At 61.5% G+C, this 24,901-nt stretch carries 24 protein-coding genes and 1 tRNA gene; 12 read left to right on the top strand and 13 right to left on the bottom strand.

What is annotated here, in order from left to right; translation table 11 throughout:
• Both MA04_RS10045 and MA04_RS10040 read right to left on the bottom strand, forming a co-directional pair.
• Positions 1-1,768: Ig-like domain-containing protein (locus tag MA04_RS10045; protein WP_262460319.1), on the bottom strand; the 1,768-nt coding region annotated here is incomplete at its 3' end.
• Between the two features lie 217 nt (positions 1,769-1,985).
• The gene (locus MA04_RS10040) at positions 1,986-2,321 is read right to left on the bottom strand and encodes a hypothetical protein (RefSeq protein WP_262460318.1); all 336 of its coding nucleotides are present in this window, start codon (positions 2,319-2,321) and stop codon (positions 1,986-1,988) included.
• A gap of 197 nt (positions 2,322-2,518) precedes the next feature.
• Between MA04_RS10040 and MA04_RS10035 the strand changes: the two genes are divergently transcribed.
• A complete protein-coding gene (locus tag MA04_RS10035) occupies positions 2,519-3,181 on the top strand; it encodes an AraC family transcriptional regulator (RefSeq protein WP_262460316.1) in 663 nt (220 codons plus the stop codon).
• Between the two features lie 91 nt (positions 3,182-3,272).
• Here the strand turns inward: MA04_RS10035 and MA04_RS10030 are convergent.
• Positions 3,273-3,360: transfer RNA gene (locus tag MA04_RS10030), tRNA-Ser, on the bottom strand.
• Between the two features lie 151 nt (positions 3,361-3,511).
• Here MA04_RS10030 and MA04_RS10025 point away from each other — a divergent pair.
• Genes MA04_RS10025 through MA04_RS10005 form a run of 5 tightly spaced genes read left to right on the top strand, consistent with a single transcriptional unit; the run spans position 3,512 to position 6,173 of the window.
• Positions 3,512-4,198: a Bax inhibitor-1/YccA family protein gene (locus MA04_RS10025; RefSeq protein ID WP_262460315.1), complete on the top strand. Its 687-nt coding sequence runs from the start codon at positions 3,512-3,514 to the stop codon at positions 4,196-4,198.
• Complete coding sequence (gene tusD / locus MA04_RS10020; RefSeq protein ID WP_163127285.1) at positions 4,198-4,584, top strand: sulfurtransferase complex subunit TusD; 387 nt, start codon at positions 4,198-4,200, stop codon at positions 4,582-4,584. The genes MA04_RS10025 and tusD overlap by 1 nt, the downstream gene beginning before the upstream one ends.
• Positions 4,577-4,891 carry a DsrE family protein gene (locus tag MA04_RS10015; protein WP_262460314.1) on the top strand — a complete coding sequence of 105 codons (315 nt, stop codon included), beginning with the start codon at positions 4,577-4,579 and terminating at the stop codon, positions 4,889-4,891. The genes tusD and MA04_RS10015 overlap by 8 nt, the downstream gene beginning before the upstream one ends.
• A 2-nt stretch (positions 4,892-4,893) precedes the next feature.
• The gene (locus tag MA04_RS10010; RefSeq protein ID WP_163127287.1) at positions 4,894-5,154 is read left to right on the top strand and encodes a hypothetical protein; all 261 of its coding nucleotides are present in this window, start codon (positions 4,894-4,896) and stop codon (positions 5,152-5,154) included.
• 32 nt (positions 5,155-5,186) lie between these two features.
• Complete coding sequence (locus MA04_RS10005; protein WP_262460311.1) at positions 5,187-6,173, top strand: glycosyl transferase family protein; 987 nt, start codon at positions 5,187-5,189, stop codon at positions 6,171-6,173.
• Positions 6,174-6,435: 262 nt separating this feature from the next.
• On the opposite strand, the gene cysG is transcribed toward MA04_RS10005, so the two are convergent.
• Genes cysG through MA04_RS09975 form a run of 6 tightly spaced genes read right to left on the bottom strand, consistent with a single transcriptional unit; the run spans position 6,436 to position 13,941 of the window.
• Positions 6,436-7,848: a siroheme synthase CysG gene (gene cysG, locus MA04_RS10000; RefSeq protein ID WP_262460310.1), complete on the bottom strand. Its 1,413-nt coding sequence runs from the start codon at positions 7,846-7,848 to the stop codon at positions 6,436-6,438.
• A 32-nt stretch (positions 7,849-7,880) separates the two neighbouring features.
• The gene (serS, locus tag MA04_RS09995; RefSeq protein WP_262460308.1) at positions 7,881-9,173 is read right to left on the bottom strand and encodes a serine--tRNA ligase; all 1,293 of its coding nucleotides are present in this window, start codon (positions 9,171-9,173) and stop codon (positions 7,881-7,883) included.
• Positions 9,174-9,219: 46 nt separating this feature from the next.
• Positions 9,220-9,615: a fluoride efflux transporter FluC gene (locus MA04_RS09990; RefSeq protein WP_163127291.1), complete on the bottom strand. Its 396-nt coding sequence runs from the start codon at positions 9,613-9,615 to the stop codon at positions 9,220-9,222.
• Positions 9,612-10,943 carry a replication-associated recombination protein A gene (locus MA04_RS09985; RefSeq protein WP_163127292.1) on the bottom strand — a complete coding sequence of 444 codons (1,332 nt, stop codon included), beginning with the start codon at positions 10,941-10,943 and terminating at the stop codon, positions 9,612-9,614. The genes MA04_RS09990 and MA04_RS09985 overlap by 4 nt, the downstream gene beginning before the upstream one ends.
• A 28-nt stretch (positions 10,944-10,971) precedes the next feature.
• On the bottom strand, positions 10,972-11,583 hold the full coding sequence (gene lolA, locus MA04_RS09980; RefSeq protein WP_262460305.1) for an outer membrane lipoprotein chaperone LolA: 612 nt from the start codon (positions 11,581-11,583) through the stop codon (positions 10,972-10,974).
• 12 nt (positions 11,584-11,595) lie between these two features.
• Complete coding sequence (locus MA04_RS09975) at positions 11,596-13,941, bottom strand: DNA translocase FtsK (protein ID WP_394356146.1); 2,346 nt, start codon at positions 13,939-13,941, stop codon at positions 11,596-11,598.
• A 363-nt stretch (positions 13,942-14,304) separates the two neighbouring features.
• Here MA04_RS09975 and trxB point away from each other — a divergent pair, with 363 nt between their 5' ends.
• On the top strand, positions 14,305-15,252 hold the full coding sequence (gene trxB / locus MA04_RS09970) for a thioredoxin-disulfide reductase (protein WP_262460304.1): 948 nt from the start codon (positions 14,305-14,307) through the stop codon (positions 15,250-15,252).
• Between the two features lie 6 nt (positions 15,253-15,258).
• Complete coding sequence (gene aat / locus MA04_RS09965) at positions 15,259-15,981, top strand: leucyl/phenylalanyl-tRNA--protein transferase (protein WP_262460302.1); 723 nt, start codon at positions 15,259-15,261, stop codon at positions 15,979-15,981.
• A gap of 99 nt (positions 15,982-16,080) precedes the next feature.
• On the opposite strand, the gene MA04_RS09960 is transcribed toward aat, so the two are convergent.
• The gene (locus tag MA04_RS09960; protein WP_163127297.1) at positions 16,081-18,081 is read right to left on the bottom strand and encodes an acetoacetate--CoA ligase; all 2,001 of its coding nucleotides are present in this window, start codon (positions 18,079-18,081) and stop codon (positions 16,081-16,083) included.
• A gap of 211 nt (positions 18,082-18,292) precedes the next feature.
• Here MA04_RS09960 and MA04_RS09955 point away from each other — a divergent pair, with 211 nt between their 5' ends.
• Positions 18,293-19,042, top strand: coding sequence for an arginyltransferase (locus MA04_RS09955; RefSeq protein WP_014994332.1), 750 nt, complete (start codon positions 18,293-18,295; stop codon positions 19,040-19,042).
• 75 nt (positions 19,043-19,117) lie between these two features.
• Entirely contained in the window at positions 19,118-19,336 is a 219-nt protein-coding gene (infA, locus tag MA04_RS09950) for a translation initiation factor IF-1 (RefSeq protein WP_014994331.1), read from the top strand.
• A gap of 75 nt (positions 19,337-19,411) precedes the next feature.
• Here the strand turns inward: infA and clpA are convergent, their stop codons facing one another.
• Both clpA and clpS read right to left on the bottom strand, forming a co-directional pair.
• Positions 19,412-21,685, bottom strand: a complete 2,274-nt coding sequence (gene clpA / locus MA04_RS09945) for an ATP-dependent Clp protease ATP-binding subunit ClpA (protein ID WP_163127298.1) — start codon at positions 21,683-21,685, stop codon at positions 19,412-19,414.
• Between the two features lie 69 nt (positions 21,686-21,754).
• Entirely contained in the window at positions 21,755-22,138 is a 384-nt protein-coding gene (gene clpS / locus MA04_RS09940; protein ID WP_205475470.1) for an ATP-dependent Clp protease adapter ClpS, read from the bottom strand.
• A gap of 446 nt (positions 22,139-22,584) precedes the next feature.
• Here clpS and MA04_RS09935 point away from each other — a divergent pair, with 446 nt between their 5' ends.
• Entirely contained in the window at positions 22,585-22,857 is a 273-nt protein-coding gene (locus MA04_RS09935) for a cold-shock protein (RefSeq protein ID WP_014994328.1), read from the top strand.
• Positions 22,858-22,885: 28 nt separating this feature from the next.
• On the opposite strand, the gene icd is transcribed toward MA04_RS09935, so the two are convergent.
• Positions 22,886-24,148: an NADP-dependent isocitrate dehydrogenase gene (gene icd / locus MA04_RS09930; protein WP_163127299.1), complete on the bottom strand. Its 1,263-nt coding sequence runs from the start codon at positions 24,146-24,148 to the stop codon at positions 22,886-22,888.
• A 109-nt stretch (positions 24,149-24,257) separates the two neighbouring features.
• On the opposite strand from icd, the gene MA04_RS09925 reads away from it, so the two are divergent.
• The gene (locus MA04_RS09925; protein ID WP_262460299.1) at positions 24,258-24,881 is read left to right on the top strand and encodes a pseudouridine synthase; all 624 of its coding nucleotides are present in this window, start codon (positions 24,258-24,260) and stop codon (positions 24,879-24,881) included.
• Positions 24,882-24,901: the final 20 nt, after the last annotated feature.

The raw sequence follows: 24,901 nt of genomic DNA, 5'->3' as shown, positions 1-24,901 counted from the left end.
TGGCCGTCGCCGTGAAGCTGTAGTCGCCTTCCGCCAGTTCGGTCGTGGGTGTGAAGCTCCAGTTGCCGCTAGCGTCGGCGGTTGCCGTACCAATCTCGGTAGCACCCTGGAAGATCGCCACCGTGCTACCCGCTTCCGCCGTCCCGGTCAGAGTCGGCGTGGTGTCGTTGGTGCTGCCACCGGTCAGAATCGGATCGGTGCCAGGTGCCACGTCGTCCACCACTTCCGCGATGGTCGGTGCCGCCGGTGGCGTGGTGTCATTCAGGTTCTCATCAACGATGGTGGTGACCGGATCACTGGTGTTGCCCGCTTCATCCGTGGCCGTTACCGACACTTCCGTCTCGTGGGCCAGTGGCGCATCCGGTGCCACCGACCAGTTGCCATCGGCATCCGCTTCCACCGTATAGTCCGGGGTACCGTCACCGTTGGTGTCCACTTCAACGGTGCTGCCGGCTTCCGCTGTACCCGCCAACACCGAGCCGTCGGAGGGCTCCACCGTGACCTCCGGAGCCGCGGTATCCACGGTCAGATCGAAGGCAGGGCTCGGATCGGACACATTGTTCGACTCATCCGTCGCCGTGGCGGTGAAGCTGTAATCGCCATCAGCCAGGGCCGACGGCGCAAAACTCCAGTTACCGCTGGCATCGGCGGTGGCGGTGCCGATCTCCGTGCCGTCCTGGAAGATCGTTACCGTGCTGCCCGCTTGCGCGGTACCCGCCAGCACCGGAGTGCTGTCATTGGTACTGCCACCGGACATCACCGGATCGGTGCCCGGCGCCACATCATCTTCGGCCTGAGTAATGACCGGAGCATCAGGGCCGGTACCATCCGGGGCCATCGCGGTGACCGGTTCGGACTCGTTACCCGCTCCGTCGGTCAGGGTCACTTCCAGCTCTTCACCATCGGTTTGCGGTTCGGTCAATTCGACGGTGAAGTTGCCATCGTCATCCACCGTGCCTTCGCCAATCACGTTGCCGTCGGGATCCGTGATGGTGACGCTGCTTCCGGGCTCGCCTTCACCGGTCACGGTGGTGCCGTCCCCACTCACTTCGACGTTGGTCGGTGCATCCGGTGCCGTGCTGTCCGGCGCGGTGACCTGGCCAGGTTCCGATTCATTGCCTGCCTCGTCGGTCAGGCTGACATCCAGTTCTTCACCATCGAGCTGCGGCTCGCTCAGCTCGACTTCGAAATCGCCTTCCGCGTTGGTTTGTCCTTCGCCGATGACATTGCCGTCGGAATCACGCACGGTGACCGTGGAACCCGGCTCACCTCGACCCGTCACCACACCCCCGTCACCACTGACCGCCAGGTCCGTGGGAGCATCGGGTGCCACGTTGTCGCCCCCGGATCCACCGGAGCTGGAGCCGGAAGAAGAATCACTGACCAGGAATGCCGCCGCCGCGCCACCAACCGCCAGCGCCGCCAGCCCCCAGTCCCCGCTCCCAGAGGCGGCCTGGGCAAAACCGAATCCTCCCGCGCCATCGGATTGGCCGAGCCAGAGGACACCTTCGTCATCAAGAAGTTGTAGCTCGTTCGCCGCCTCTTCACCTTCATTGGCGGGATAGAAATTGGTAATGGTGACTTGTTCACCATTCTTGAGGGTAATGACCAGATCGTTACCCACCCGGCTGGTGAAATCGATCTGGTCAGGGCCGAGGGGCATTTGAACAACATTGCCGCCACCCAGAAGCGACACAATGTCACTCCAAGGTGTTTCCGTAACGGCGCCGCTGGATTTATCCACGATATTGATAATTTTATCAGCCATCTTCCCACTCCTTCGGAACGCACGTTGCGAATTGTTTTTCTTCGTAACCGATGCGTTAGTCAGTGAAATCCGTTCATGACTTTTCGGCCGCCTGTACTTAAAAACAGCGGAAAGCAGTGCCTAGCGAGCAGCCGATAACTGCGTCATAAGCTCTTCGGTTTTGACCACTTGTAGCGCAATCCATTTTGCGCGGCAATACGCCCTGGAGACGCGCATTTCAGAAAACCTTGTTGCACTGCTTGAAGAGTGGGTCAGGTCTGTCCCCTTTTTTTCCATGAGAAATAGTGGCGGAGAGATAAAGTCCCAAATCGTGATCCACCGCATAAAATGCTTGATTAAGAAGGGATTGGGTCACAAAAAAACCCGGAACGACGTCATCATTCTGCTCATAAAAAAAGTCATTTCGGCACAAAGGACGAACAAAGGGTGCGTCAAGGAAGTAACCCTGCCCTCCGGTAAAATAACTCAAATTTTTTACAATTGAGCCCATGAATAGCATTCCGGGCAATGGAAATAAACGCGGTTTAGTGTCATTCGGGATCACGCGAAGCAAGCAAGGAGTCGCCATCAACAAATCGGCGGACGACGGTATGCGATCACCTCACAAACCATGAGGTATGATAAGCACTTTGCTACTCATAAGATTTCGGCGGAGCATGGCCTGAGCCGCGCCAATGTTGTTCAACAAAACGGCCTCCCCTATAAATGTAGAATCCCGAGCCGCCGAATACATTCGAGGCACGAACTCTCATGACATCCGTACCGGACACCGTCCTTGCCGTCTGGCGCCACTGTCCCCGGGAAAGTGAACAGACGTTGATTCTTCCCGACGGCTGCCGGGATCTTGTTATCAGAACAACGGCGGCGGGCTCCGTGAACGGCTTTGTTTCCCCTTTGATGGATGTAACCCAGAGCCATGCTCATCAGGCCGGAGACCGGTTCGTGGGAATCCGCTTGGTTCCCGGCGCCGCCATTGATGAGGCCGGCTTGTTAAAAGCGCTTGCGGACTTACCCGAGAGGAATCTGACCGAGACCTTGTCGCTGGTCGATGCCTTTTGCCATCGCTCCCTTTCCTTGGCGGAAGCACTGGCGTCCCTCGCCCAGGGTCAACGCATCCTGAACTCAACGCGGTCGCTGGGCGTCTCAAGCAGAAGCCTCACGCGTCTGTTGGCCTCCCATACCGGCCGCCCTCCGATATGGTGGCGCAACCTGGCACGGGCACGACAGGCAGCCCGTTGTCTTGACGACGGCCGCTCGCTGGCCGATCTGGCTGGAGACTTGGGGTTTGCCGATCAGGCGCATCTGTCCCGGGAGTTTCGCCGGTGGTTTGGCGTTACTCCCCGTGCTTTCCGCTCGAATCCGGCTCTGATTCGTAGCGTACGCCACTCCGGCTTCGATATTGCGTCGGTGTGAGCCAAGGGAGCATCTTGAATAATCGTCTGGGTAGGAGAACGCAGGAGGGCCATACAAAAACGCCCCGCAGTGCGGGGCGCTTATAGAGGTATGGCGGAGAGGGTGGGATTCGAACCCACGGACGGTCTCCCGTCGGCGGTTTTCAAGACCGCTGCTTTCGGCCACTCAGCCACCTCTCCAATGGGCGCCAATCATACCTGAGACGAATTGGCAGTCAACGGGGAAAGATCAAGAAAATTGCTGTAACCCCGTGATTCGTTGGGAAAATCTTGATTTTGGCGCGGACGTCCCTATTATCGTTGATACACTTTGTTTTGTGAGCGATTGATCATGCGCAACCAACCGAATCCCTATGTCGCCCCGCACGCCAGTGGTGGAGCGGTAGTCACTGGCGAACGTGCCGCCCAGGTGCTGAAAAACACCTATATGCTGCTGGGCCTGAGCCTGATCGTGGCCACCGGCGCTTCCGTGTTCGCCATGTCCACGGGCATGGGCTATATGAGCCCCATCCTGACCATCGTCGTTTATTTTGGTCTGCTGTTCGCCACCAGCAAGCTGCGTAACAGCGCTTGGGGCATTCTGGCCGTGTTCGGCCTGACCGGTTGGTTGGGCTTCACCACTGGCCCGATCATCAACATGTACGCCCAGATCCCTGGCGGCATGGAAATCGTCAGTCTGGCTCTGGGCGGCACCGCCACCATTTTCGTGGCCATGTCCGCCATCGCGCTGGTGACCCGCAAGGACTTCAGCTTCCTCACCAACTTCATCATGGTGGGTATTCTGGTGGCGTTCGTCGCCAGTCTGGCGGCGTTCTTCTTCAACATCCCGGCTCTGGCGCTGGCGGTGTCCGCGGCGTTCGTGCTGCTCTCTTCCCTGTTGATCATGTGGCAGACCAGCGCCATCATTCACGGCGGCGAGACCAACTACATCATGGCCACCGTGACTCTGTTCGTATCCATCTACAATCTGTTCCTGTCCCTGCTGCACCTGTTGACCGCCCTCACCGGCAACGATTGATGCAATTCAGTATCCTGGTGACCGCCGGGCCGGAAACGGCCGCGGCGGTCACCGCTCTCCACACCACCGAAGCGGTGCTGCGTTCCCCCTACTCCCTGTTTCGAGTCTTCTTCTACGGCAACGGCGTCCACCTGGCCAACCGGCTGATCCATCCGGGACGTGACGGCGAAGCCGTGGCCAGCCGCTGGCAGTCCCTGGTCAAGGACAGCGCCCTGCCCGCCCGGGTCTGTGTCGGAGCCGCACTGCGAAGAGGCGTTACCGACGATACGGAAGGTCAACGCGCAGGACTCGACGGCGACAACCTGGCCGAGGGCTTCCAACTGGTGGGGCTCGGCGAGTGGGTGGACGCAGCCCGCCACAGCGACCGGGTATTGCACTTTGGCTGATTCCATTCTGTACATACTGCATCGTGGCCCCCGGCACTCCCCGGATTGGCGCGAGACCCAGGAAATGATCCTCACCGGCGCTGCCTTCGGCCTGCAATGCACGGTGTGGTTCACCGACGGAGTATTGCGGGCGCTCGACCGTCTCGCGGCACCGCAAACACAGCTGGAGCAATTGCAGGCCTTCGCGGTGCGCTGTGTGGCCTCCGCCGAAGCCCTGGCCGACCATCCCCTGGATGGCGTTGAACCACTGGGTGCCGGCGACTTACATCATCTGCAAGCCGCTTCGGATCAGACCCTGGTGTTTTGACCATGCTGCATCTCATTGCTTTCGACGATCTGGACAGCGAGCAGGCGCGGACCTGCCTGGCCCTGTATCAACCCGGCGATCTGTGCGTGTTCGTCGACCACGGCCATCTGGTGGCGGCGGAGTTTCCGCTGCAAGGTCCGGGCTACCTGCTCGGCCAGCCGCCGTTGCCGCCGGCGCGGCGCGCCGACCTGGAATGCATCGACTACGACCGGCTGGTGGCTCTGACAGCGGAATACGGCCCGGCCACAAGCTGGTATTCTTGATCTACCCTGTTTGATCTCACGCGAGTCCATCCATGAGCGAGCATGCCTTCGCCCCTTTCGTCCGAACCCTGGGACGCGGTAAGCGCGCCCGCCGCGGCCTGACCCGGCAAGAAGCCGCCGAGGCCATGGGGCATATTCTTCAGGGGGAGGTGACCCAGGCGCAGATTGGCGCCTTTCTCATGCTGCTGCGGGTCAAGGAGGAAACCCCGGAGGAACTGGCCGGCTTTCTCGATGCCTGCCGTCCGGTATGCAGCCACTATTTGATCGGCTTGCCGAAAGCCGATGTCGACTGGCCAAGCTACGCCGGCAAGAAAAAGCATCACCCCTGGTACTTGTTGGCGGCCCGGTTGCTGGCGCGCAATGGTGTGCGGGTATTCATGCACGGCGGGCCCGCCCATACGCCGGAGCGGCATTATACCGATGAGAGCCTGCGCAAACTCGGCTTCAAGCTGCCACGCACGGTGACGGAAGCCGGCGAGCAATTGCATGATGAAGGCTTTACTTATCTGGGGGTCGAGCAGTTCTGTCCACCGCTGAGCACGCTGCTGATGCTGCGCTTTCAGTTGGGACTGCGCTCGCCGATCAACACGCTGTCGCGCAATCTCAATCCGGCCCAGGCCGCGCTGAGCCTGCAAAGTGTGTTTCACCCCGCCTATCTGAACTTGCATCTTGAAGCGTCCCGTCTCTGCGGCGACCGCAATCTGCTGCTGTTCAAAGGTGAAGGGGGAGAAGTGGAAATCCGCCCGGACGCCCGCACCAGTATCGGCGGTCTGCGTGCCGGAGAGCCGGTGGAGACCATGCTCGACGCCGCCATGCCCCGGCAAACGCCGCCGGGCACCGTCTCCACCGACCATCTACGGGCAGTGTGGCGCGCGGAGGAAACCGACGCCTACGGCGAAGCGGCGGTCCGGCAAACAGTGGCGACGACCCTGTGGGGGCTGGGTAAAGTGAAGGATCTGGAGGAAGGGACCAAAGCCGCCCAGGCGCTGTGGACCGCTCGGGACCGGGACGCGCTATAGAATCGCGGTCCGTGGACCGCTGGTGTCCCACAGTTATGGAATGGCACGTCGGCACGCCAATTCGCTGCCAAGGAAGCTTCCCACAGACTTGACTAAGACGCCGCTGTAGGAGCTTGCCTGCAAGCGAATCGTTGGGTGCCGAAAGCACGATTCGCTTGCAGGCAAGCTCCCACAGCGGCTTCGTGGCCATCTCCGAATCCATGTTTCCAAGGCCGGTTGGCAATGGACAATTCATGATTCGCGGACCCCGATTTGTTTAGCGTCAGGCGTCCGGCGTCGAGCGGCCGGCCTCTCCGAACCAGCGATAACGCGGATGCAGGCTGACCACACTGCCGACGATGATCAGGGTCGGCGCATGCACGGTGCGTCCCTCGATGGCCGCCGGCAGAGAATCCAACTGACCGGTAATCACTTCCTGAGCGTCGGTGGTGCCCCGGGATACCAGGGCGATGGGAGTTTCCGGCGAGCGACCGTGGGCCATCAGTTGGGCACAGATTTCCTTCAGCCCCACCAGTCCCATGTAAAACACCAGGGTTTCCTGCTCCGCCATCAGATTGGGCCAGTCCAGGTCGACACTGCCGTCGCGGCGATGGCCGGTGACGAAGCGCACTGACTGGGCGTGATCGCGATGGGTCAGCGGGATGCCGGCATAGGCGGCGCAGCCGGCGGCGGCGGTCACGCCGGGCACCACCTGGAAGTCGATACCGGCGGCCACTACTTTTTCCAGTTCTTCACCGCCGCGCCCGAAGATGAACGGATCCCCGCCCTTCAAACGGCACACCCTTTTCCCCTGGCTGGCGTAGTGCACCAGCAGATCGTTGATCTCTCCCTGGGGTAATGCGTGCTGATCACGGGCTTTACCGACGTACACTTTCTCCGCGTCGGCGCGGGCAAGAGCAACGATCTCCGGGGCCACCAAACGGTCGTACAGCACCACATCCGCCTTGGTCAGCAGATGATGCCCCCGGAAGGTCAGCAAATCCGGATCGCCAGGGCCGGCACCGACCAGATAAACCTCTCCCCGCGCCGCCGGCTGATTGCCGTCGATATTGGCCAGGGCACGTTCCAGGGCTTGTTCCGCCTCGCTTTCATGACCGGAAAGCACCTGCTCCATCAGCGGGCCATCCAGCTGCGCCTCCCAGAACGCTTCCCGCTGGCGGCGCCCTGGCAGACGCGCCGCGACGCTCTCCCGCAGACGGCCCAGGAAAGTGGCCAGCCGGCCCCAGCGCGCCGGCAGCCAGGCTTCCAGTTGATCGCGCAGACGCCGCACCAGCACCGGCGACGCACCGGATGAGGTGACCGCCACGAACAGCGGATCACGATCCACCAGAGCCGGGAAAACGAAGCTGCTGAGTTCGGGCCGCCCGACCACGTTGACCGGCAGACCACGGGCATGGCATTGCCCGGCGATACGCTGGTTCAGGGCATCATCATCGGTACACGCCACCACCAGCCGTGCCTGATCAAGATCGCCCTCTTGATAGACCCGCTGCCGGCAGTCGCCGCCGCCCTGCTCCACCAAAGCGCACAAATCGGTGCGCCATTGCGGCGCAATCAAACGCATCACCGCACCGGATCGGTGCAAAAGACCGGCCTTGCGCAGAGCGGTGTCACCACCGCCCACGATCACCACCGTTTGTCCGGTCAGTTTCAGACCAAGGGGAAGAAAATCCATCGTCAGCTGGCGCCCTTGTGTTGTGGAGCGCCTCAGCTCAGACGCTCCTTGCCTCTCAGGTAGGGCCGCAGTGCCTCCGGCACGGTCACGGAACCATCTTCATTCTGATAGTTTTCCAGGATCGCCACCAGGGTGCGGCCTACCGCCAGCCCGGAACCATTCAAAGTATGTACCAGCTCCGGCTTGCCGGTTTCCGGGTTGCGCCAACGGGCCTGCATGCGCCGCGCCTGATAGTCACGGAAATTGGAACAGGAAGAGATCTCCCGGTAGCGCTGCTGGCTCGGCAGCCACACTTCCAGGTCATAGGTCTTGGCGGCGGAGAAACCCAGATCGCCGCCGCACAGGGTCACCAATCGGTAAGGCAGATCCAGTTTTTGCAGGATCGCCTCGGCGTGACCGGTGAGCGCTTCCAGGGCCTGCTCGGACTCTCCCGGGCGCACCAGCTGTACCAGTTCCACCTTCTCGAACTGATGCTGCCGGATCATGCCGCGGGTGTCCTTGCCATGGCTGCCGGCCTCCGAGCGGAAACAGGGCGTGTGGCAGACGTAACGGCGCGGCATGGTCTCGGCGTCGAGAATCTCATCCGCCGCCAGATTGGTCACCGGCACTTCCGCGGTGGGGATCAGATACAGCTCGCGCTCGCCGCGCATTTTGAACAGGTCTTCCTCGAACTTCGGCAACTGACCGGTACCGGCCAGGGCTTCCGGCCCCACCAGGTAAGGCACGTACAGTTCCTGATAACCGTGCTCGCTGGTGTGCTGGTCGAGCATGAAGTCGATCAAGGCGCGATGCAGCCGTGCCAATTGCCCGGTCATCACCGCGAAGCGGGCGCCGGACAACTTGCTGGCGCGCTCGAAATCCAGCCGGCCCTCGTTCAGCCCCTCACCCACGTCGACGTGGTCCTTGGGTTCGAAGTCGAACTGGCGCGGCGTGCCCCAGCGGCGCACTTCCACGTTGTCGTCCTCATCCGCGCCCGGCGGCACTTCCTCCGCCGGCGCATTGGGCACCCCCATGAGGAAAGCGCGCAGCTCGTCCTGAATCTCTTTTGCCCGGGCCACTTCGTCATCGAGCTGGGCATCCAGGGTCTTCAGCGTCTCCGCCACCTTGGCCTTGGCCTCATCCACCGACAAACCGGACTGGATCAGTTCGCCGATCTGCTTGGAGGCCTTCTTGCGTTGGGCCTGCAGATCCTGAGAGCGAATATCGGCCTCCTTACGGCGCCCATCCAGCGCCCGAAAGCCGTCCAGATCCAGGGAATAACCCCGTTTTGCCAGTGCATCGCGGATGGCTTCGCCATTGTCCCGCAAGGCCCGAATATCAAGCATGGTGGCTCCTTTGCGCACTCATAAGATGTCAGGATTCAAACAAATATCAAGATTCAAACAACACACGCCCCACCGCCAGGCCCAGACCGGCCAGCGAGACGCAGGCCACCACCGAAACGGCGGCGTATCCCAGGGCCAGCCCCAGGCTGCGGCTCTCCAACAGGCGGACCAGCTCGAAGGAAAAAGTCGAGAAGGTGGTCAGGGCGCCAAGCATGCCAGTCATCAATGCCAGCCGCCACAGTTCGCTGGTGGTCAGGCTCGCCAGCATCACCGCCAGAAAACCAAACAGGAAGCTGCCAGCCAGGTTCACCGCGAAGGTGGCCCAGGGCCATGCCGGCATCGCCGGTACCCCCACCCAAAGCGCGGTAGCATAGCGCAAACAGGCCCCCATCGAGCCTCCCAGTGCCACCGCCAGCCAGGGGAAAATACCGTGTGCATTCATTGCTCGTCCCCGTAACGTTGCCACTGGCTGTCGCGGTTGCGGCGCCGTAACTGGCGCAGCTTCTCGGCGATGCGAATTTCCAGACCGCGCTCCACCGGTTCGTAAAAGCGGGTGTCGCGCAGCGTCGGCGGAAAGTAATTCTCGCCGTCCACGAAGGCATCGGGGTAATCGTGGGCGTAGTGATACTCCGCGCCGTAACCTTCCGCCTTCATCAATTTGGTGGGCGCGTTGCGCAGATGCAGCGGCACCTCATTACTGGGGTGCTCCGCGACAAATCGCCGGGCCGTATTATAGGCGTCATAGACCGCATTGCTTTTCGGTGCCACGGCCAGAAAAACGATGGCCTGGGCGATGGTCAGTTCGCCCTCCGGACTGCCAAGCCGCTCTTGCACCTCCCAGGCGTTCAAGGCGAGTGTCAGGGCCCTCGGGTCGGCGTTGCCGATGTCCTCGCTGGCCATGCGCACTACCCGCCGCGCCACGTAGAGCGGATCGCAGCCGCCGTCGAGCATGCGCGCGAACCAGTACAGGGCCGCATCCGGATCAGACCCGCGCACAGACTTGTGCAAGGCACTGATCTGGTCATAGAACAGATCCCCACCCTTGTCGAAACGGCGCACCGCGTCACGCAACACTTCCTGCATCAACGGCCGGTCGACGCGAGGCTGATCACCGTCCGCCAGGTCCATGGCCACTTCCAGCATATTGAGCAGCCGTCGCGCGTCGCCGTCGGCATAGTCCAGCAGCAAATCGCGGGCGTCGGCCTCCAGAACCATGGCACTGAGATCCGGTTGACGCAGGGCCCGGTCCAGCAGCCCGGACAGGTCCTGCCGCTCCAGGCTGCGCAGGCGATAAACCCGGGCCCGGGACAGCAAGGCGTTGTTGAGCTCAAAAGAAGGGTTTTCGGTGGTGGCACCGATGAAGATCACCGTGCCGTCTTCCACGTGAGGCAGAAAGGCGTCCTGTTGCGCCTTGTTGAAGCGATGCACCTCATCCACGAACAGCACCGTGCGACGCCCCTGCCCCAACCGCGCCTTGGCCTGTTCCACCGCCGCGCGGATGTCCTTCACGCCGGACAATACCGCCGATAAAGTGATGAATTCCGCGTCCACGGCACCGGCGAGAATCAGTGCCAGAGTGGTTTTTCCGGTACCCGGCGGGCCCCACAGGATCATGGAGTGCAATTGCCCGCGCTCCACCACCTGACGCAGGGGCTTGCCGGGGGCAATCAGATGGGACTGCCCGACATAATCGTCCAGCGACAATGGCCGCAGCCGCGCGGCCAGCGGCTGAGCATCGCCACGGGTCTGATCGGCGAACAGATCATTCATGGTGCGCGCCACCACCCCCGCTCATGATTCACTCCTGACGGATAACGTCGGTGCCTTCCGGCGGGGTGAAGGAAAACCGCGCCGCCGGCAACGACCGGTTCAGGGTCAGATCCTGAAAACGGATCAGGGTCTGCTGGCCGAGCGCATCGCGCAAACGCATGGAATGCGGCGTGTCGCCATGGAAGGTGACATCCAGGGTATCGAACAGCGGATCGGCGCCCTTGGGCTTAAGCCGATAGGTGATGTTGGCGCCGTCGCTTTCCAGTTCGGAAATCTCGAACGCCTGCCCTACCCGCTGCGGATCGCCGCCGAACAGCAACGCCGGCGTGTTGCCCAGGTCCGGTGTCAGCGGGCGGACCACCACCTGCTCCAGATCCACATCGTACACCCATACGGTCTTGCCATCGGAAACCGCCAGTTGTTCGAACGGCGCCTCGGTCTTCCAGTAAAACCGGTTGCCCCGGGCCACGTCCATGGTACCGCTGGCGCTCTGCTGGCGGTCACCGTCGGAGTTCACCATGGACTGTTCGAAGTGGCCGCTCATGCTGCGCAGTCCACCAAGTTTGGCGAGCAGGGTTTCGGTGGCGGAAGCCCAGGCCAGGGACGGCATCAATAGTGCCAATACAAGCCATTTTGCCATTGCTCTTTATCCTCAGGCGTCCGGCGGTGGTGGCGCCAGCACCTCTCGTTGTCCATTGTGTCCGGCCTCGGAGACCACGCCGGCCATTTCCATGGCTTCCACCAGGTTGGCGGCGCGGTTGTAGCCGATCTTCAGTTTCCGCTGCACCGAGGAAATGGAAGCTCGCCGTGACTGCGTCACATAGGCCACCGCCTCGTCATAGAGCGGATCACTCTCTTCATCGCCGCCACCGGCGATTTCCATGCCGGGCATGGGCGCGTTCAGATCCGAACCACCGTCAAGAATTTCTTCCAGATAGTTGGGTTCGCCCCGCTTGCGCCAGTCATCACAGACCCGGTGCACTTCCTCATCCGAGACAAAGGCGCCGTGCACCCGTTCCGGAACGCTTTTGCCGCCGGGCAAATAGAGCATGTCACCATGACCGAGCAACTGTTCCGCCCCGCCCTGGTCCAGCACGGTGCGGGAATCGATTTTCGACGATACCTGGAAACCGATGCGTGACGGCACGTTGGCCTTGATCAGACCGGTGATCACATCCACCGACGGGCGCTGCGTGGCCAGGATCAGGTGGATGCCCGCGGCCCGCGCCTTCTGCGCGATACGGGCAATCAGTTCTTCCACCTTCTTACCGACGATCATCATCATATCGGCGAATTCATCGATGACGATAACGATGTACGGCAACTTCTCCGCCAGCGGCGGCTCCTCCTCCAGATCCATCGGGTCATTGGGCTTCCACAATGGATCCTTGAGTGGCGCGCCGGATTTCCTGGCCTCCTCCACCTTGCGGTTATAGCCGGAGATATTACGCACGCCCATGGCTGCCATCAGGCGGTAGCGGCGCTCCATTTCCCCGACCCCCCAGCGCAATGCGCCGGCGGCTTCCTTCATGTCGGTGACCACCGGCGTGAGCAGATGGGGAATGCCGTCATAGACCGCCAGTTCCAGCATCTTCGGATCGATCAGGATCAGGCGCACATCGTCCGGGTTGGATTTGAACAGCATGGACAGCAACATGGCGTTCACGCCCACCGACTTACCGGAACCGGTGGTACCCGCCACCAGCAAGTGCGGCATCTTGGCCAGATCGGCCATCACCGGGTTACCGGAAATGTCCTTGCCCAGGGCCATGGTCAGTGGCGAACTGGCATCGTCGAACATCTTCGAGCCCACCACTTCGGTGAAACGAATCATCTCCCGCTGCTCGTTGGGAATCTCGATACCCACCGTGGTCTTGCCGGGGATCACCTCCACCACCCGCACGCTGATCACCGCCAGGGAACGGGCCAGATCCTTGGCCAGGTTGGTGATCTTGGACACCTTGATGCCAGGCGCCGGCTGGATCTCGAAGCGGGTAATCACCGGTCCGGGCTGCACCGCCACCACTTCGGCGTCGACGTTGAAATCCTTGAGTTTGATTTCCAGCAGACGCGACATGGCGTCCAGCGCTTCCTCGGAGTAACCGCCCTTGCCGTCCTCATCCACCTGATCCAGCAAGGACACCTGCGGCAGGTCGCCGGAGACCGCGGCGGTAAACAGCTTTTGCTGTTTCTCCTTTTGTACCCGTACGCTTTTTTCCACCGGTTTGGCGGGCTGGGCGATCTTCGGCGGCGTGCGGTTTTCCTTTTTCTTGTTGGCCTCGGTGATCACCCGGGCGCGCTGCTCACGGGCGGCCTGGGCCGCCTTGCGCTCCTCGCGCTGCTCGCGGCGTTGCTCGAACCAGGCCGGCACCTTCTGGCCAATAGTCACCACCAGTTCACCCAGGCGCTCCGTCAGGGCGATCCAGGACAGATCGGTGAACACGGTGATGCCAATCAGAAACAGCGCCACCATCACCAGGGTGCCGCCCAGGGCGTTGAAGGCATCCAGGGCACTGCCACCGACCACCTGGCCGAGTATCCCACCAGCGTCCTCCGGCAGGCCGCCAGTGGCGAAGTGCATGTAGGCCAGGGCCGTGCCACCGATCATGGTCAACACGAACCCCACCAGGCGCAGACTGAACATGGGCCAACTGCCCGGCAGACCGGCGTGGCGCTCGCGCAATACCTTGAACGCCCAGAACCCCACCAACACCGGGAACAGATAGGCCATCAGCCCGAACAGTCCCAGCAACAGATCGGCACAGAAAGCGCCGGCGCGGCCGCCGGCATTACGCACGCTGTCCACGTGCCCCACATAGGACCATCCCGGGTCGCGGCTGTCGTAGCTGATCAATGCCAGAAGCAGATACAGCGACAGGGCGATCAGGGCGATGACCATGCCTTCCACCAAACCCCGTTTGAGATGGCGGGAAAAACCGGATTGAGTGTTACCGGCGGCTGCCTTTGTCACGCCTCGCCTCTTGCGTTTGGATTCCATAGAGCCCGTTTATGATCTCAAAGCTTGCCAGTGTTTTTCCCTGTGTCGTGTAAAAGCTGGAAAAAACATGAACTCAATGCCATAACAATTTGAAAACTATGGAATTGTACAGAATTAGCGCCTTTCGAGCCAGCGCCCCGACCGGCTCTTGCGCCCGCAGTATCCCGCGCCTGGGCCCGGGCAACAAGGGCCCGGTGGCGAGGTTATCGTTGCCTCAAATCGCATTCATAGCCGGAGCCGCCTTCACCGGGCCATGAAAGTATTGTAGCTTGCTCATCCTTGAAACGGCCCGTGGGCGACACCATAACGTCGCCACTTCTTACGCAGACCCAGTTTTCAGGCCCTGACCTGGTGGAGGATTCAATGAGCGACGTGCAGCACCATCGACTGATCATTCTGGGTTCCGGCCCCGCCGGCTACACCGCGGCGGTCTACGCGGCCCGGGCCAACCTGAATCCGGTGGTGATCACGGGCATCCAACCCGGCGGGCAGCTGACCACCACCACCGAAGTGGATAACTGGCCCGGTGACGTGGAGGGCCTGCAAGGCCCGGATCTGATGGTGCGCATGCAGCAGCACGCCGAGCGCTTTGATACCCAGGTCCTGTTTGATCACATCAACGAAGTGGTGCTGGACCAACGCCCGTTCGTGCTCAAGGGTGACTCCGGCACCTACAGCTGTGATGCCCTGATCATCGCCACCGGGGCTTCGGCCATGTACCTGGGCCTGGATTCCGAGCAGGCGTTCATGGGCAGAGGGGTTTCCGCCTGCGCCACCTGTGACGGTTTCTTCTACCGGGGCCAGAAAGTGGCCGTGGTGGGCGGTGGCAACACCGCCGTTGAAGAAGCCCTGTACCTGTCCAATATCGCTTCCGAGGTGGTGCTGATTCACCGTCGCGACAAACTGCGCGCGGAAAAGATCCTGCAGGACAAGCTGTTCGCCAAGGACAACGTCACCGTCATGTGGGATCACGTGCTCGACGAAGTGTTGGGCGACGATTCCGGCGTCAACGGCATCCGCGTCAAGTCCACCAAGGATGACAGCACCGAGGAACTGGAGCTGCAGGGTCTGTTCATCGCCATCGGTCACAAACCCAACACCGACATCTTCGCCGGTCAGTTGGACATGCACGACGGCTATATCCGCATCCGCAGCGGCCTGGAAGGCAATGCCACCGCCACCAGCGTGGCGGGCGTGTTCGCCGCCGGCGACGTGGCCGATCACGTATACCGTCAGGCAGTGACCTCCGCCGGTTCCGGCTGCATGGCGGCACTGGACGCGGAGCGCTATCTGGAAACCCTGGAAGACTGATCACGCATGATCCCCTGGTTGCCCGCCGGGGGGCCTTTTCCCGTCGTGGAAGAGGCCCTTGAGGAGCCCAACGGGCTGCTCGCCGCCGGCGGCGACCTCTCCCCCTCCACACTGCTTTGCGCTTATCGCCAAGGCATCTTCCCCTGGTACGACGACACCCAGCCGATCCTGTGGTGGTCACCGGCCCCGCGCTGTGTGTTTCGCCCCGGAGACCTGCATCTGAGCCGCCGCACCCGGCGCACCCTGCGCCGCTGGAACCCGGAAATCCGCCTGGACCGGGATTTCGCCGGAGTCATCGACGCTTGCGCGGCCCCCCGCGCCGGCCAGGACGGCACCTGGATCACCCGCGACATGCGCGACGCCTATCTGCGCCTGCACCATCTGGGCCATGCCCATTGCGTGACGGTGCATGACGACCAGGGTCTGGCCGGCGGTATCTATGGTATTCATCTGGGCGGTGTGTTCTTCGGCGAGTCCATGTTCTCTCGCCGCGATAACGGTTCCAAATGCGCGCTGGCGGCGTTATGGACGCTGGCGCCGGAGCTGGGCATCCAGTTGCTGGACGCCCAGGTGGAGAATCCTCACCTGATGCGGCTGGGCGCGGTGTTGATGCCGCGACAGGAATTTCAGACAGCGTTGCGGACCTTGATCACCGACACCGAGCCCCGCACATGGCCGCCGGTTCCTGTGACCTGGAACGGGCTTGCTGAACGGGATCGCGATCCATGAAAGCAGGCCTTCGCTGCCAAGGCAGCTTCCCACAGCGGCTTCGTAGCTTGGTCTGTGGGAAGCTGCCTTGGCAGCGAAGGTCTGGAAACTTCCCTAGCTTCAGCCGGTCTTCACCTGCCCGGCCCCATTGGCGGTGTCACGGCGTTCGGCGTAGTCGATGTAGAACGCCAGGCTGTCCGGATTGGCCATGGCATCCGGGTTGGCCACCTTGTCCAGGGAGTGCCCCAACAGCAGCTTCTTGATGGGCAGCTCCATTTTCTTGCCGGTGAGTGTACGCGGTACTTCCGGCGCCGGCACGATGTCGTTGGGCACGTGCCGGGCGGACAGGTTGTCGCGGATCGCTGCCTTGATCCGGCCTTTCAGATCGTCGTCGAGAACCAGCCCTTCGCGCAGCACCACGAACAACGGCATGAAGGATTCCCGTCCCAGGTATTCCAGATCGACCACCAGGCTGTCGAGCACTTCCGGGAGTTCTTCCACCACCCGATAGATCTCGCTGGTGCCCATGCGGATCCCGTGGCGATTGATGGTGGTGTCGGAACGGCCATAGATCACCGCGCCGCCGCGCGGGGTGATGCGAATCCAGTCACCGTGGCGCCAGATGCCGGGGAACACGTCGAAGTAGCTGTCGTGGTAGCGCAGCCCTTCTTCATCGTTCCAGAAATACAACGGCATGGACGGCATCGGCTTGGTCACCACCAGTTCTCCCACTTCGTCCTCCAGGATCCGGCCGTCGTCGGACATGGCGTAGGTCGCCGTGCCCAGATACCGGCATTGCATCTCTCCGGCGTAGACCGGCAGTATCGGACAGCCGCCCACATAGGCCGCCGCCACATCGGTACCCCCGCTGATGGTGGCGATCATCACCTCGCCCAGTTGATCCATGATCCACTGGTACCCTTCCTCCGGCAGCGGCGAACCGGTGGAACCCACCGATCTGAGCCTGCCGGGACTCAGCCATTGGCCAGGCTCGATTTCCGCTTTCTTGCAGTTGAGAAAATAGGCGGCGCCCGCGCCGAAGAAGGTCAGTTCGGTTTCCTCGGCGAAACGCCACAGAGTGCCCAGGTCCGGATAGCCGGGATTGCCGTCGTACAGACAGATGGTGCTGCCCACCATCAGACCAGTGATCTGCGAATTCCACATGATCCAGCCGGTGGTGGTGAACCACATGAAGCGGTCCTCCGGTCCCAGGTCCATATGCAGGGCGTGACCTTTCAGCCCCTCCAGCAAGGTACCGCCATGGCCGTGCACGATGGGCTTGGGCATGCCGGTGGTCCCCGAGGAATACACCACCCACAGCGGATGATCGAACGGCACCTGCTCAAAGGCCATTGGCGCCTCGCCGGCGACCATGTCCTGCCAGAGATCGGCCCCATCCAGACGGGCCTCGGGGTTGAGGTAAGGCAACAGGATCACCTGTTCCACCGTCGGCAGTGCCTCACGCAAACCGCGCACCACCTCCAGGCGGTCAAAGTCCTTGCCGCCATAGCGGTAACCGTCCACCGCGATGATCACTTTCGGATCGATCTGACGGAAGCGGTCGAGTACGCTGCGGGTGCCCATGTCCGGGGAACAGCTGGACCAGATCGCGCCAACACTGGCGCAGGCGCAGAATGCCACCACCGTTTCCGCCACATTGGGCAAATAGGCCACTACCCGGTCTCCGGGGCCGACCCCACGCTGGCGCAGTTGGCCGGACAGGGCCGCCACCTGCCGGCGCAGCTCGCCCCAGGACAGGGATTGCAACGGGCGAAGCTCGGAACGGGAGAGGATCGCCGGACGATCGGGCTGGTCATGGTGAAAACGGAAGATCTGCTCCACCAGGTTCAGCCGGCTGCCCTCGAACCATTGGGCGCCGGGCATTTCATGGCTGTCGAGCACCTCGCTGTAGGGCTCCGAGGCGGCCACTTCGAAGTACTGCCAGATCGCTTCCCAAAAGGCTTCCAGATGGTCCACGGACCACCGCCAGAGGGCGTCGTAATCGTTGAAACGCTCGCCCGTGCGCTGCTCCAGCCAGCCTTGAAAATGATGCAGGCGGCTGTTGCGGATGCGTTCCTCGCTGGGTTGCCACAGGGGCACCGGATCGATTGTTGTCATCATAGCTCTCCTGAAATAGCTCTCCTGAACACAGCCTCTGTATAGGCCGAGGCCGTTTATTGTTATTCCGCCATAAACCGGGCTTCGGAAGCCTATCCAACTCCGGAGGGCGGCGAAAGGTACAAGTATTCACGGACCACCCGTCCGCACGGTAAAAGCACCGCCACACTCGGACGGCTGGCCTTGGTGGCCCCCTGTTGGATAAACTGGCCCCATGAGTGATCTGTCCGAACTCCGCTTTTTCCGCACGCCGGCCCACCCCTGCAGCTACCTGGAAGGCCAGCAGGCCGCCACGCTGTTCGTGGACCCTCAGGTGCGCCTCAATGCGGCCCTGTACAGCGAGTTGTCCCTGCTCGGCTTCCGCCGCAGTGGCGACTACCTGTATCGGCCACATTGTGAGGCCTGCCACGCCTGTCTGCCGGCACGGGTGCGGGTGGCGGATTTCCAGCCCCGCCGGCGGCAGAAACGGATCCTGCAGCGTAATAGCGATCTGATCGTACGACAGGAGCCTTCCCGGTACACCCGCGAATTCTACCGGCTCTACTCGCTGTATATTCGCGAACGCCACGGCGACGGCGACATGTATCCGCCTTCCGAGGAGCAGTTTTCCAGCTTCCTGACCTGCGCCTGGACCGATACCCGCTTCTACTGTTTCCGTGATCCGGCCACCAAAAAATTGCTTGCCGTGGCGGTCACCGACGCCCTCAAGGACGGCCTGTCGGCGGTCTACACGTTCTTCGACCCGGCCGCCGCCGAGCGCGGCCTCGGCGTCAATGCCCTGCTCTGGCAAATCGAGGAATGCCGCCGTCTGGGCCTGCCCTATCTCTACCTGGGCTACTGGATCAGCGAATGCCGCAAGATGAGCTACAAGAGCCAGTACCGCCCGCTGGAACTGTTGATCAACGACGAGTGGCAGGAGTTTCACCCCCCCACTCCTCCGGGGCGTCGCTCTCCCATCGCCTAAACCTTTGCAGCAAGCGTCCAATTCCGGCACAATTGCGCCTCCCTCCGTAGCCGACGACATCAGGGTACGCGCTGAATGGCGAAAGAAGAGCAAATTGAATTGGAAGGCGTGGTTCTTGAAACCCTTCCCAACACCATGTTTCGTGTGAAGCTGGATAACGGGCATGTAATCACCGCCCATATCTCCGGCAAGATGCGTAAATTCTACATCCGGATCCTCACCGGCGATCGCGTCAAGGTGGAAATGTCCCCCTATGATCTGAGCAAAGGGCGTATCACCTTCCGCATGAAGTAATCACGGTTTTCTTGATATAAAAAAACCCGGCATGCCGGGTTTTTTTGTTAAGCCAGCCATCCATGGCCGCGATCTTCAGCAGGTGGCTTCCTCCTGGGAGGCGTCCACGGTCAGCAGCAGCTTGTCGTCGCGAACCACAACTCGTGCGCGACCACCCTGCTCCGCCAGCTCTCCAAACAGCAGCTTCTCCGCCAGCGGCTTCTTGATCTGCTCCTGGATCAGACGGGCCATGGGACGGGCGCCCATATCCTTGTCATAGCCGTGATCGGCCAGCCAGGTGCGGGCATCCGCCTCCACCTCCAGCACCACGCCTTTCTCATCCAACTGCGCCTGCAGTTCCACCAGGAACTTGTCCACCACGCCGAGAATGGTTTCCCGACCCAGCGGATTGAACTGGATGATGGCGTCCAGCCGGTTGCGGAACTCCGGCGTGAAGGCTTTCTTCAACACTTCCATGCCGTCGCTGGACTGATCCTGCTCGGTGAAGCCGATGGAGCGCTTGTTCAACACCTCGGCGCCCGCATTGGTGGTCATGATCAGGATCACATTGCGGAAGTCCGCCTTGCGGCCGTTATTGTCGGTCAATGAAGCGTTGTCCATCACCTGCAACAGAATGTTGAACACTTCCGGGTGTGCCTTCTCGATCTCATCCATCAACAACACGCAGTGCGGTGTCTTGGTGATCGCCTCGGTGAGCAAGCCACCCTGGTCGTAACCGACGTAGCCCGGAGGCGCGCCGATCAGACGGCTGACGGTATGCCGCTCCATGTACTCGGACATGTCGAAGCGCACCAACTCCACGCCCAGTGCGCGAGCCAGTTGCCGGCTGACCTCGGTTTTACCCACCCCGGTGGGACCGGCGAACATGAACGAGCCGATCGGCTTGTTGTCCGCTTTCAGCCCGGCGCGGGACAGCTTGATCGCCGCGGAGATGGCATCGATGGCCTCGTCCTGACCGAACACGGTCATCTTCAGGTCCCGCTCCAGATTACGCAGCACTTCCTTGTCGGAAGAGGACACCTGCTTTGGCGGAATCCGCGCGATTTTCGCCACCATGACTTCCACGTCGTCCTGTTCGATGATCTCACGACGCTCGTTTTCCGGCCGCAGGCGCTGCCAGGCACCCACTTCGTCAATCACATCGATGGCCTTGTCCGGCAGGAAGCGGTCATTGATGTAGCGCGCGCTCAACTCCGCCGCCGAGCGCAGTGCCGCGTCGGTGTACTTCACGCCGTGGTGTTTCTCGAAGCGGCTCTTGAGCCCCTTGAGAATACCCACGGTGTCCTCCACCGACGGTTCCACCACATCCACTTTCTGGAAGCGACGGGACAGCGCCCGGTCTTTTTCAAAAATGGTCCGGTACTCCTGGAAGGTGGTGGAGCCCATGCATTTCAATTCCCCGGAAGCGAGCAGCGGTTTAAGCAGATTGGAAGCGTCCATGACACCGCCGGAAGCCGCGCCCGCACCGATGATGGTGTGGATCTCATCGATGAACAGAATCGAGTTGTCCTGCTTGCGCAATTCCGCCAGCAAACTTTTCAGTCGCTTCTCGAAATCACCGCGGTATTTGGTACCGGCCAGCAAAGCGCCCAGATCCAGGGAATAAACCACGGCATCCTGCAGCGGCTCGGGCACCTGGCCTTCCACGATCATGCGCGCCAGCCCCTCGGCGATGGCGGTCTTGCCCACCCCGGGTTCGCCTACCAGCAGCGGATTGTTCTTGCGCCGCCGGCACAGGATCTGCGCCGCCCGTTCAATTTCAAACGCTCGTCCAACCAGCGGGTCGATCCGGTCCGCCCGTGCCAGCTCGTTCAGATTGGACGCATAAGCCTCCAGCGCGTTGGCGGAAGCGCCCCCTTCGGGACCACCACCGGCCTCGATATCCGGCTGCTGAGCATCATCCGCCTCCTGCTGCGGAGAGACACCGTGGGAAATGTAATTGACCACGTCGAGGCGATGCACATCCTGGCTGTTGAGCAGGTAAACCGCCTGGCTTTCCTGCTCGTTGAAGATCGCCACCAGCACGTTGGCGCCGGTCACTTCCTTCTTGCCCGAGGACTGCACGCTGAACACCGCGCGTTGCAGCACCCGCTGGAACCCCAGCGTCGGTTGTGTATCACGCTCATCGTCACCGTCATCCGGTAACAGCGGCGTGGCATCGCTAATGAACTGAGTCAGGGCCTCGCGCAGCTCATCCAGATCCGCGCCGCAGGCGCGCAGCACTTCCAACGCGGCATCGTTGTCCAGCAGTGCCAACAGCAGATGCTCCACGGTCATGAACTCATGACGGTGGCTTCGTGCGTGATGGAACGCCTCGTTAAGGGTAAGTTCCAGTTCTTTGCTGAGCATAGGCTACCTCACTACTCGTCACCCTTGGTGTCGGGCTTGCCGGCCTGAAATCAGGCCCTTGGGCCTGAATCAGGCCTTCTCCACCTGACACATCAGCGGATGCTGATGTTCCCGGGCGTAATCGACCGCTTGCGCGGCCTTGGTCTCGGCGATATCCCGGGGAAACACCCCGCACACCGCCTTGCCCTCGGTATGGACCGTCAGCATGACACGCGTGGCCTGCTCGCGGTCCATACGAAAAAAGGTTTCCAGTACCTCAACGACGAAGTCCATCGGTGTGTAATCGTCGTTGAGCATGATCACTTTATACATGGACGGGCGCTTTAGCCGTGGTTTGCTCGCCTCCACGGCCAGATCGCCCTGACGATCGGGATCCGCCGGCTGATCCGGCCCCAGGCGTATTTGCGCCCCCCGCTCGTTACCCGTGAAAAACACCTTGTGCTGCCTTTTCATGCGTCTCTCTGAAGTTTGTATACCCGCGGGCGCCGACAGGCAATCCACTAATTGGGGCATTAACCGCTATTTTTCAATCCCAACGATTGGGCTTGACACTCAGTTTTCCATGATGAAAAGTTGGGCAGAGCGCGACCCAGGGGATCTCTGAATCCAACAATGCCGGATGTTCCGGGACTTTCCGGCCCGTTCGGCACATCTCAATCCATATCATGCCGAGGCCAAGGCAAGGTCTTCATAGCAGCCCGCTATGATAACCAGAGCAAAGTCCCATGGCCGGCGGCGTTGATGTTGGATATTGACGTCAGTGATCCAGGCCCCGCCCGGGCGGGGATAACAAAAACAATGTACAGCCATAGGTTACCGTGCGATGACCGGTTGTCATACAGAACACCGGCACGGCGGGACACCCGGAACAAACCCCCGGGGTAACATGAGGGACGACCATGGCAACGGGAACGGTAAAGTGGTTCAACAATGCCAAAGGGTATGGCTTCGTTCGGCCGGACGAAGGTGGCGATGATCTGTTCGTGCACTACTCCTATATACAGGAGAAAGGTTACAAAACCTTATACACCGGACAGAGTGTGGAATACGAACTGCTCGAGGCCAGCAAGGGTTACCACGCGGTGAACCTGAAGCCGGGAGCGGTTCCCACCACCCGCCGGCACCGGACGGGCCGGAGGCGGGAGCGGGAGAAAAGCGCCCTCTCCACCTGAGTGAGCGCTTCACCGGAGGGGACTGGAATCAGTTCCCCATGTGTTCGATTACGGCATCGCCGAATTCGGAACACTTCAGCAGCGTGGCATCGGGCATCAGACGCTCGAAGTCGTAGGTCACGGTCTTGGCGGCAATCGCCCCTTCCATGCCATTGATCACCAGATCGGCGGCGTCTTCCCAGTCCAGGTGGCGCAGCATCATCTCGGCGGACAGGATCAGCGAACCCGGGTTCACCTTGTCCTGGCCAGCGTATTTCGGCGCGGTGCCGTGAGTGGCCTCGAACAGCGCCACGGAGCCACCGATGTTGGCGCCCGGCGCGATGCCGATACCGCCCACTTCCGCCGCCAGGGCGTCGGAAATGTAGTCACCGTTCAGGTTCAGCGTGGCGATCACGCTGTACTCCGCCGGACGCATCAGGATCTGCTGCAGGAAGGCATCCGCGATCACATCCTTGATGACGATCTCTTTCCCGGTACGCGGGTTCTTCATCACCATCCATGGGCCGCCGTCAAGCAGCTCGGCGTTGAAGCGGTCCCGGGCCAATTCGTAGCCCCAATCCTTAAAGGCCCCCTCGGTGTACTTCATGATGTTGCCTTTGTGCACCAGGGTGACGGAATCCTTGTCATTGTCGATGGCGTACTGGATCGCCTTGCGGACCAGACGCTGGGTGCCCTCGCGGGACACCGGCTTGATGCCGATACCACAACCTTCCGGGAAACGGATCTGGGTAACGCCCATTTCCTCGCGCAGGAAGCGGATCAGTTTGGTGGCTTCGGGACCGTCCGCGGCCCATTCGATGCCGGCATAGATGTCTTCGGAGTTTTCACGGAAGATCACCATGTCGGTCAGTTCGGGGTGGCGTACCGGGCTGGGTACCCCTTCGAACCATCGCACCGGGCGCATACAGGTATAAAGGTCAAGCTCCTGGCGCAGGGCCACGTTCAGAGAACGGATCCCACCGCCCACCGGAGTGGTCAACGGTCCTTTGATACCTACGGTGAACTCCCGCATGGCCTCCAGGGTTTCTTCGGGCAGCCATACATCCGGCCCGTAAACCCGGGTGGCTTTTTCACCGGCATAGATTTCCATCCAGGTGATGCCACGCTTGGCGCCATAGGCTTTTTCCACCGCGGCGTTAACCACTTTTATCATCACCGGCGAGATATCAACGCCGATGCCGTCCCCTTCGATATACGGAATAATCGGGTGGTTGGGGACATTCAGGGATAGGTCCGCATTAACGGTGATTTTGTCACCGTCTGCCGGAACCACGATCTTTTGGTATCCCATCTACACTACTCCCTCTGAGAATAACCGTGGAATTCGGTTGCCGGGCGAGTATACCATCGAGTGAATAACCTTGCTTGGCCTTCATGGGCCCGAACCGACGAATTTCCCAATGGCCCGGCTTATTTTGTTTAACAAACCCTTTCAGATGTTGTCCCAGTTCACCGATACCCGTGGGCGCCGGACGCTCAAGGAAACACTCCCCATGGAGGGCGTTTACCCCGCCGGCCGGCTGGACTGGGACTCCGAAGGATTGCTACTGCTCACCGATGACGGCGGCCTCCAGGCACGCATCGCCAACCCGCGCTTTCACCTGCCGAAAACCTATCTGGTACAAGTGGAAGGCACGCCCGGTGAAGACGATCTGAAACCGTTGCGCCAGGGCATCACGCTCAAGGACGGCCCTTGCCGGCCAGCGCGGATCCGGCGCATCGACGAACCGCGGCTATGGCCGCGCCAACCGCCGGTGCGCACGCGGCTCACGGTACCCGACCAGTGGCTGGAACTCACCATAGACGAAGGTCGCAACCGCCAGGTGCGGCGCATGACCGCGGCGATAGGCTTTCCCACCCTGCGGCTGGTGCGTTGGCGCATCGGCGACTGGAGCCTGGACGGCCTGCAGCCCGGCCAGTGGCGGGATGAAACCGTGCACCTGCCCAAGGCGCCAGCGCGGGGCGGGCCATCCCGGCGCCGCGCTCCTCCACGTCAGCCGCGAGGGAAAGCGCGCCGGTCGTGACGAGCCCCCCGGCGTTGCGC

The sequence above is a fragment of the Alloalcanivorax balearicus MACL04 genome (genome assembly GCF_025532145.1).
GTDB classification, from domain to species: domain Bacteria; phylum Pseudomonadota; class Gammaproteobacteria; order Pseudomonadales; family Alcanivoracaceae; genus Alloalcanivorax; species Alloalcanivorax balearicus.
This window is presented reverse-complemented; position numbering and strand designations above follow the sequence as displayed.

Coding starts and splice junctions, on each gene's coding strand:
- MA04_RS10035 (WP_262460316.1), top strand. CDS start 2,519: ATGACATCCGTACCGGACACCGTCCTTGCCGTCTGGCGCCACTGTCCC.
- MA04_RS10025 (WP_262460315.1), top strand. CDS start 3,512: ATGCGCAACCAACCGAATCCCTATGTCGCCCCGCACGCCAGTGGTGGA.
- tusD (WP_163127285.1), top strand. CDS start 4,198: ATGCAATTCAGTATCCTGGTGACCGCCGGGCCGGAAACGGCCGCGGCG.
- MA04_RS10010 (WP_163127287.1), top strand. CDS start 4,894: ATGCTGCATCTCATTGCTTTCGACGATCTGGACAGCGAGCAGGCGCGG.
- MA04_RS10005 (WP_262460311.1), top strand. CDS start 5,187: ATGAGCGAGCATGCCTTCGCCCCTTTCGTCCGAACCCTGGGACGCGGT.
- cysG (WP_262460310.1), bottom strand. CDS start 7,848: ATGGATTTTCTTCCCCTTGGTCTGAAACTGACCGGACAAACGGTGGTG.
- serS (WP_262460308.1), bottom strand. CDS start 9,173: ATGCTTGATATTCGGGCCTTGCGGGACAATGGCGAAGCCATCCGCGAT.
- MA04_RS09990 (WP_163127291.1), bottom strand. CDS start 9,615: ATGAATGCACACGGTATTTTCCCCTGGCTGGCGGTGGCACTGGGAGGC.
- MA04_RS09985 (WP_163127292.1), bottom strand. CDS start 10,943: ATGAATGATCTGTTCGCCGATCAGACCCGTGGCGATGCTCAGCCGCTG.
- lolA (WP_262460305.1), bottom strand. CDS start 11,583: ATGGCAAAATGGCTTGTATTGGCACTATTGATGCCGTCCCTGGCCTGG.
- MA04_RS09975 (WP_394356146.1), bottom strand. CDS start 13,941: ATGGAATCCAAACGCAAGAGGCGAGGCGTGACAAAGGCAGCCGCCGGT.
- trxB (WP_262460304.1), top strand. CDS start 14,305: ATGAGCGACGTGCAGCACCATCGACTGATCATTCTGGGTTCCGGCCCC.
- aat (WP_262460302.1), top strand. CDS start 15,259: ATGATCCCCTGGTTGCCCGCCGGGGGGCCTTTTCCCGTCGTGGAAGAG.
- MA04_RS09960 (WP_163127297.1), bottom strand. CDS start 18,081: ATGATGACAACAATCGATCCGGTGCCCCTGTGGCAACCCAGCGAGGAA.
- MA04_RS09955 (WP_014994332.1), top strand. CDS start 18,293: ATGAGTGATCTGTCCGAACTCCGCTTTTTCCGCACGCCGGCCCACCCC.
- infA (WP_014994331.1), top strand. CDS start 19,118: ATGGCGAAAGAAGAGCAAATTGAATTGGAAGGCGTGGTTCTTGAAACC.
- clpA (WP_163127298.1), bottom strand. CDS start 21,685: ATGCTCAGCAAAGAACTGGAACTTACCCTTAACGAGGCGTTCCATCAC.
- clpS (WP_205475470.1), bottom strand. CDS start 22,138: ATGAAAAGGCAGCACAAGGTGTTTTTCACGGGTAACGAGCGGGGGGCG.
- MA04_RS09935 (WP_014994328.1), top strand. CDS start 22,585: ATGGCAACGGGAACGGTAAAGTGGTTCAACAATGCCAAAGGGTATGGC.
- icd (WP_163127299.1), bottom strand. CDS start 24,148: ATGGGATACCAAAAGATCGTGGTTCCGGCAGACGGTGACAAAATCACC.
- MA04_RS09925 (WP_262460299.1), top strand. CDS start 24,258: ATGGCCCGGCTTATTTTGTTTAACAAACCCTTTCAGATGTTGTCCCAG.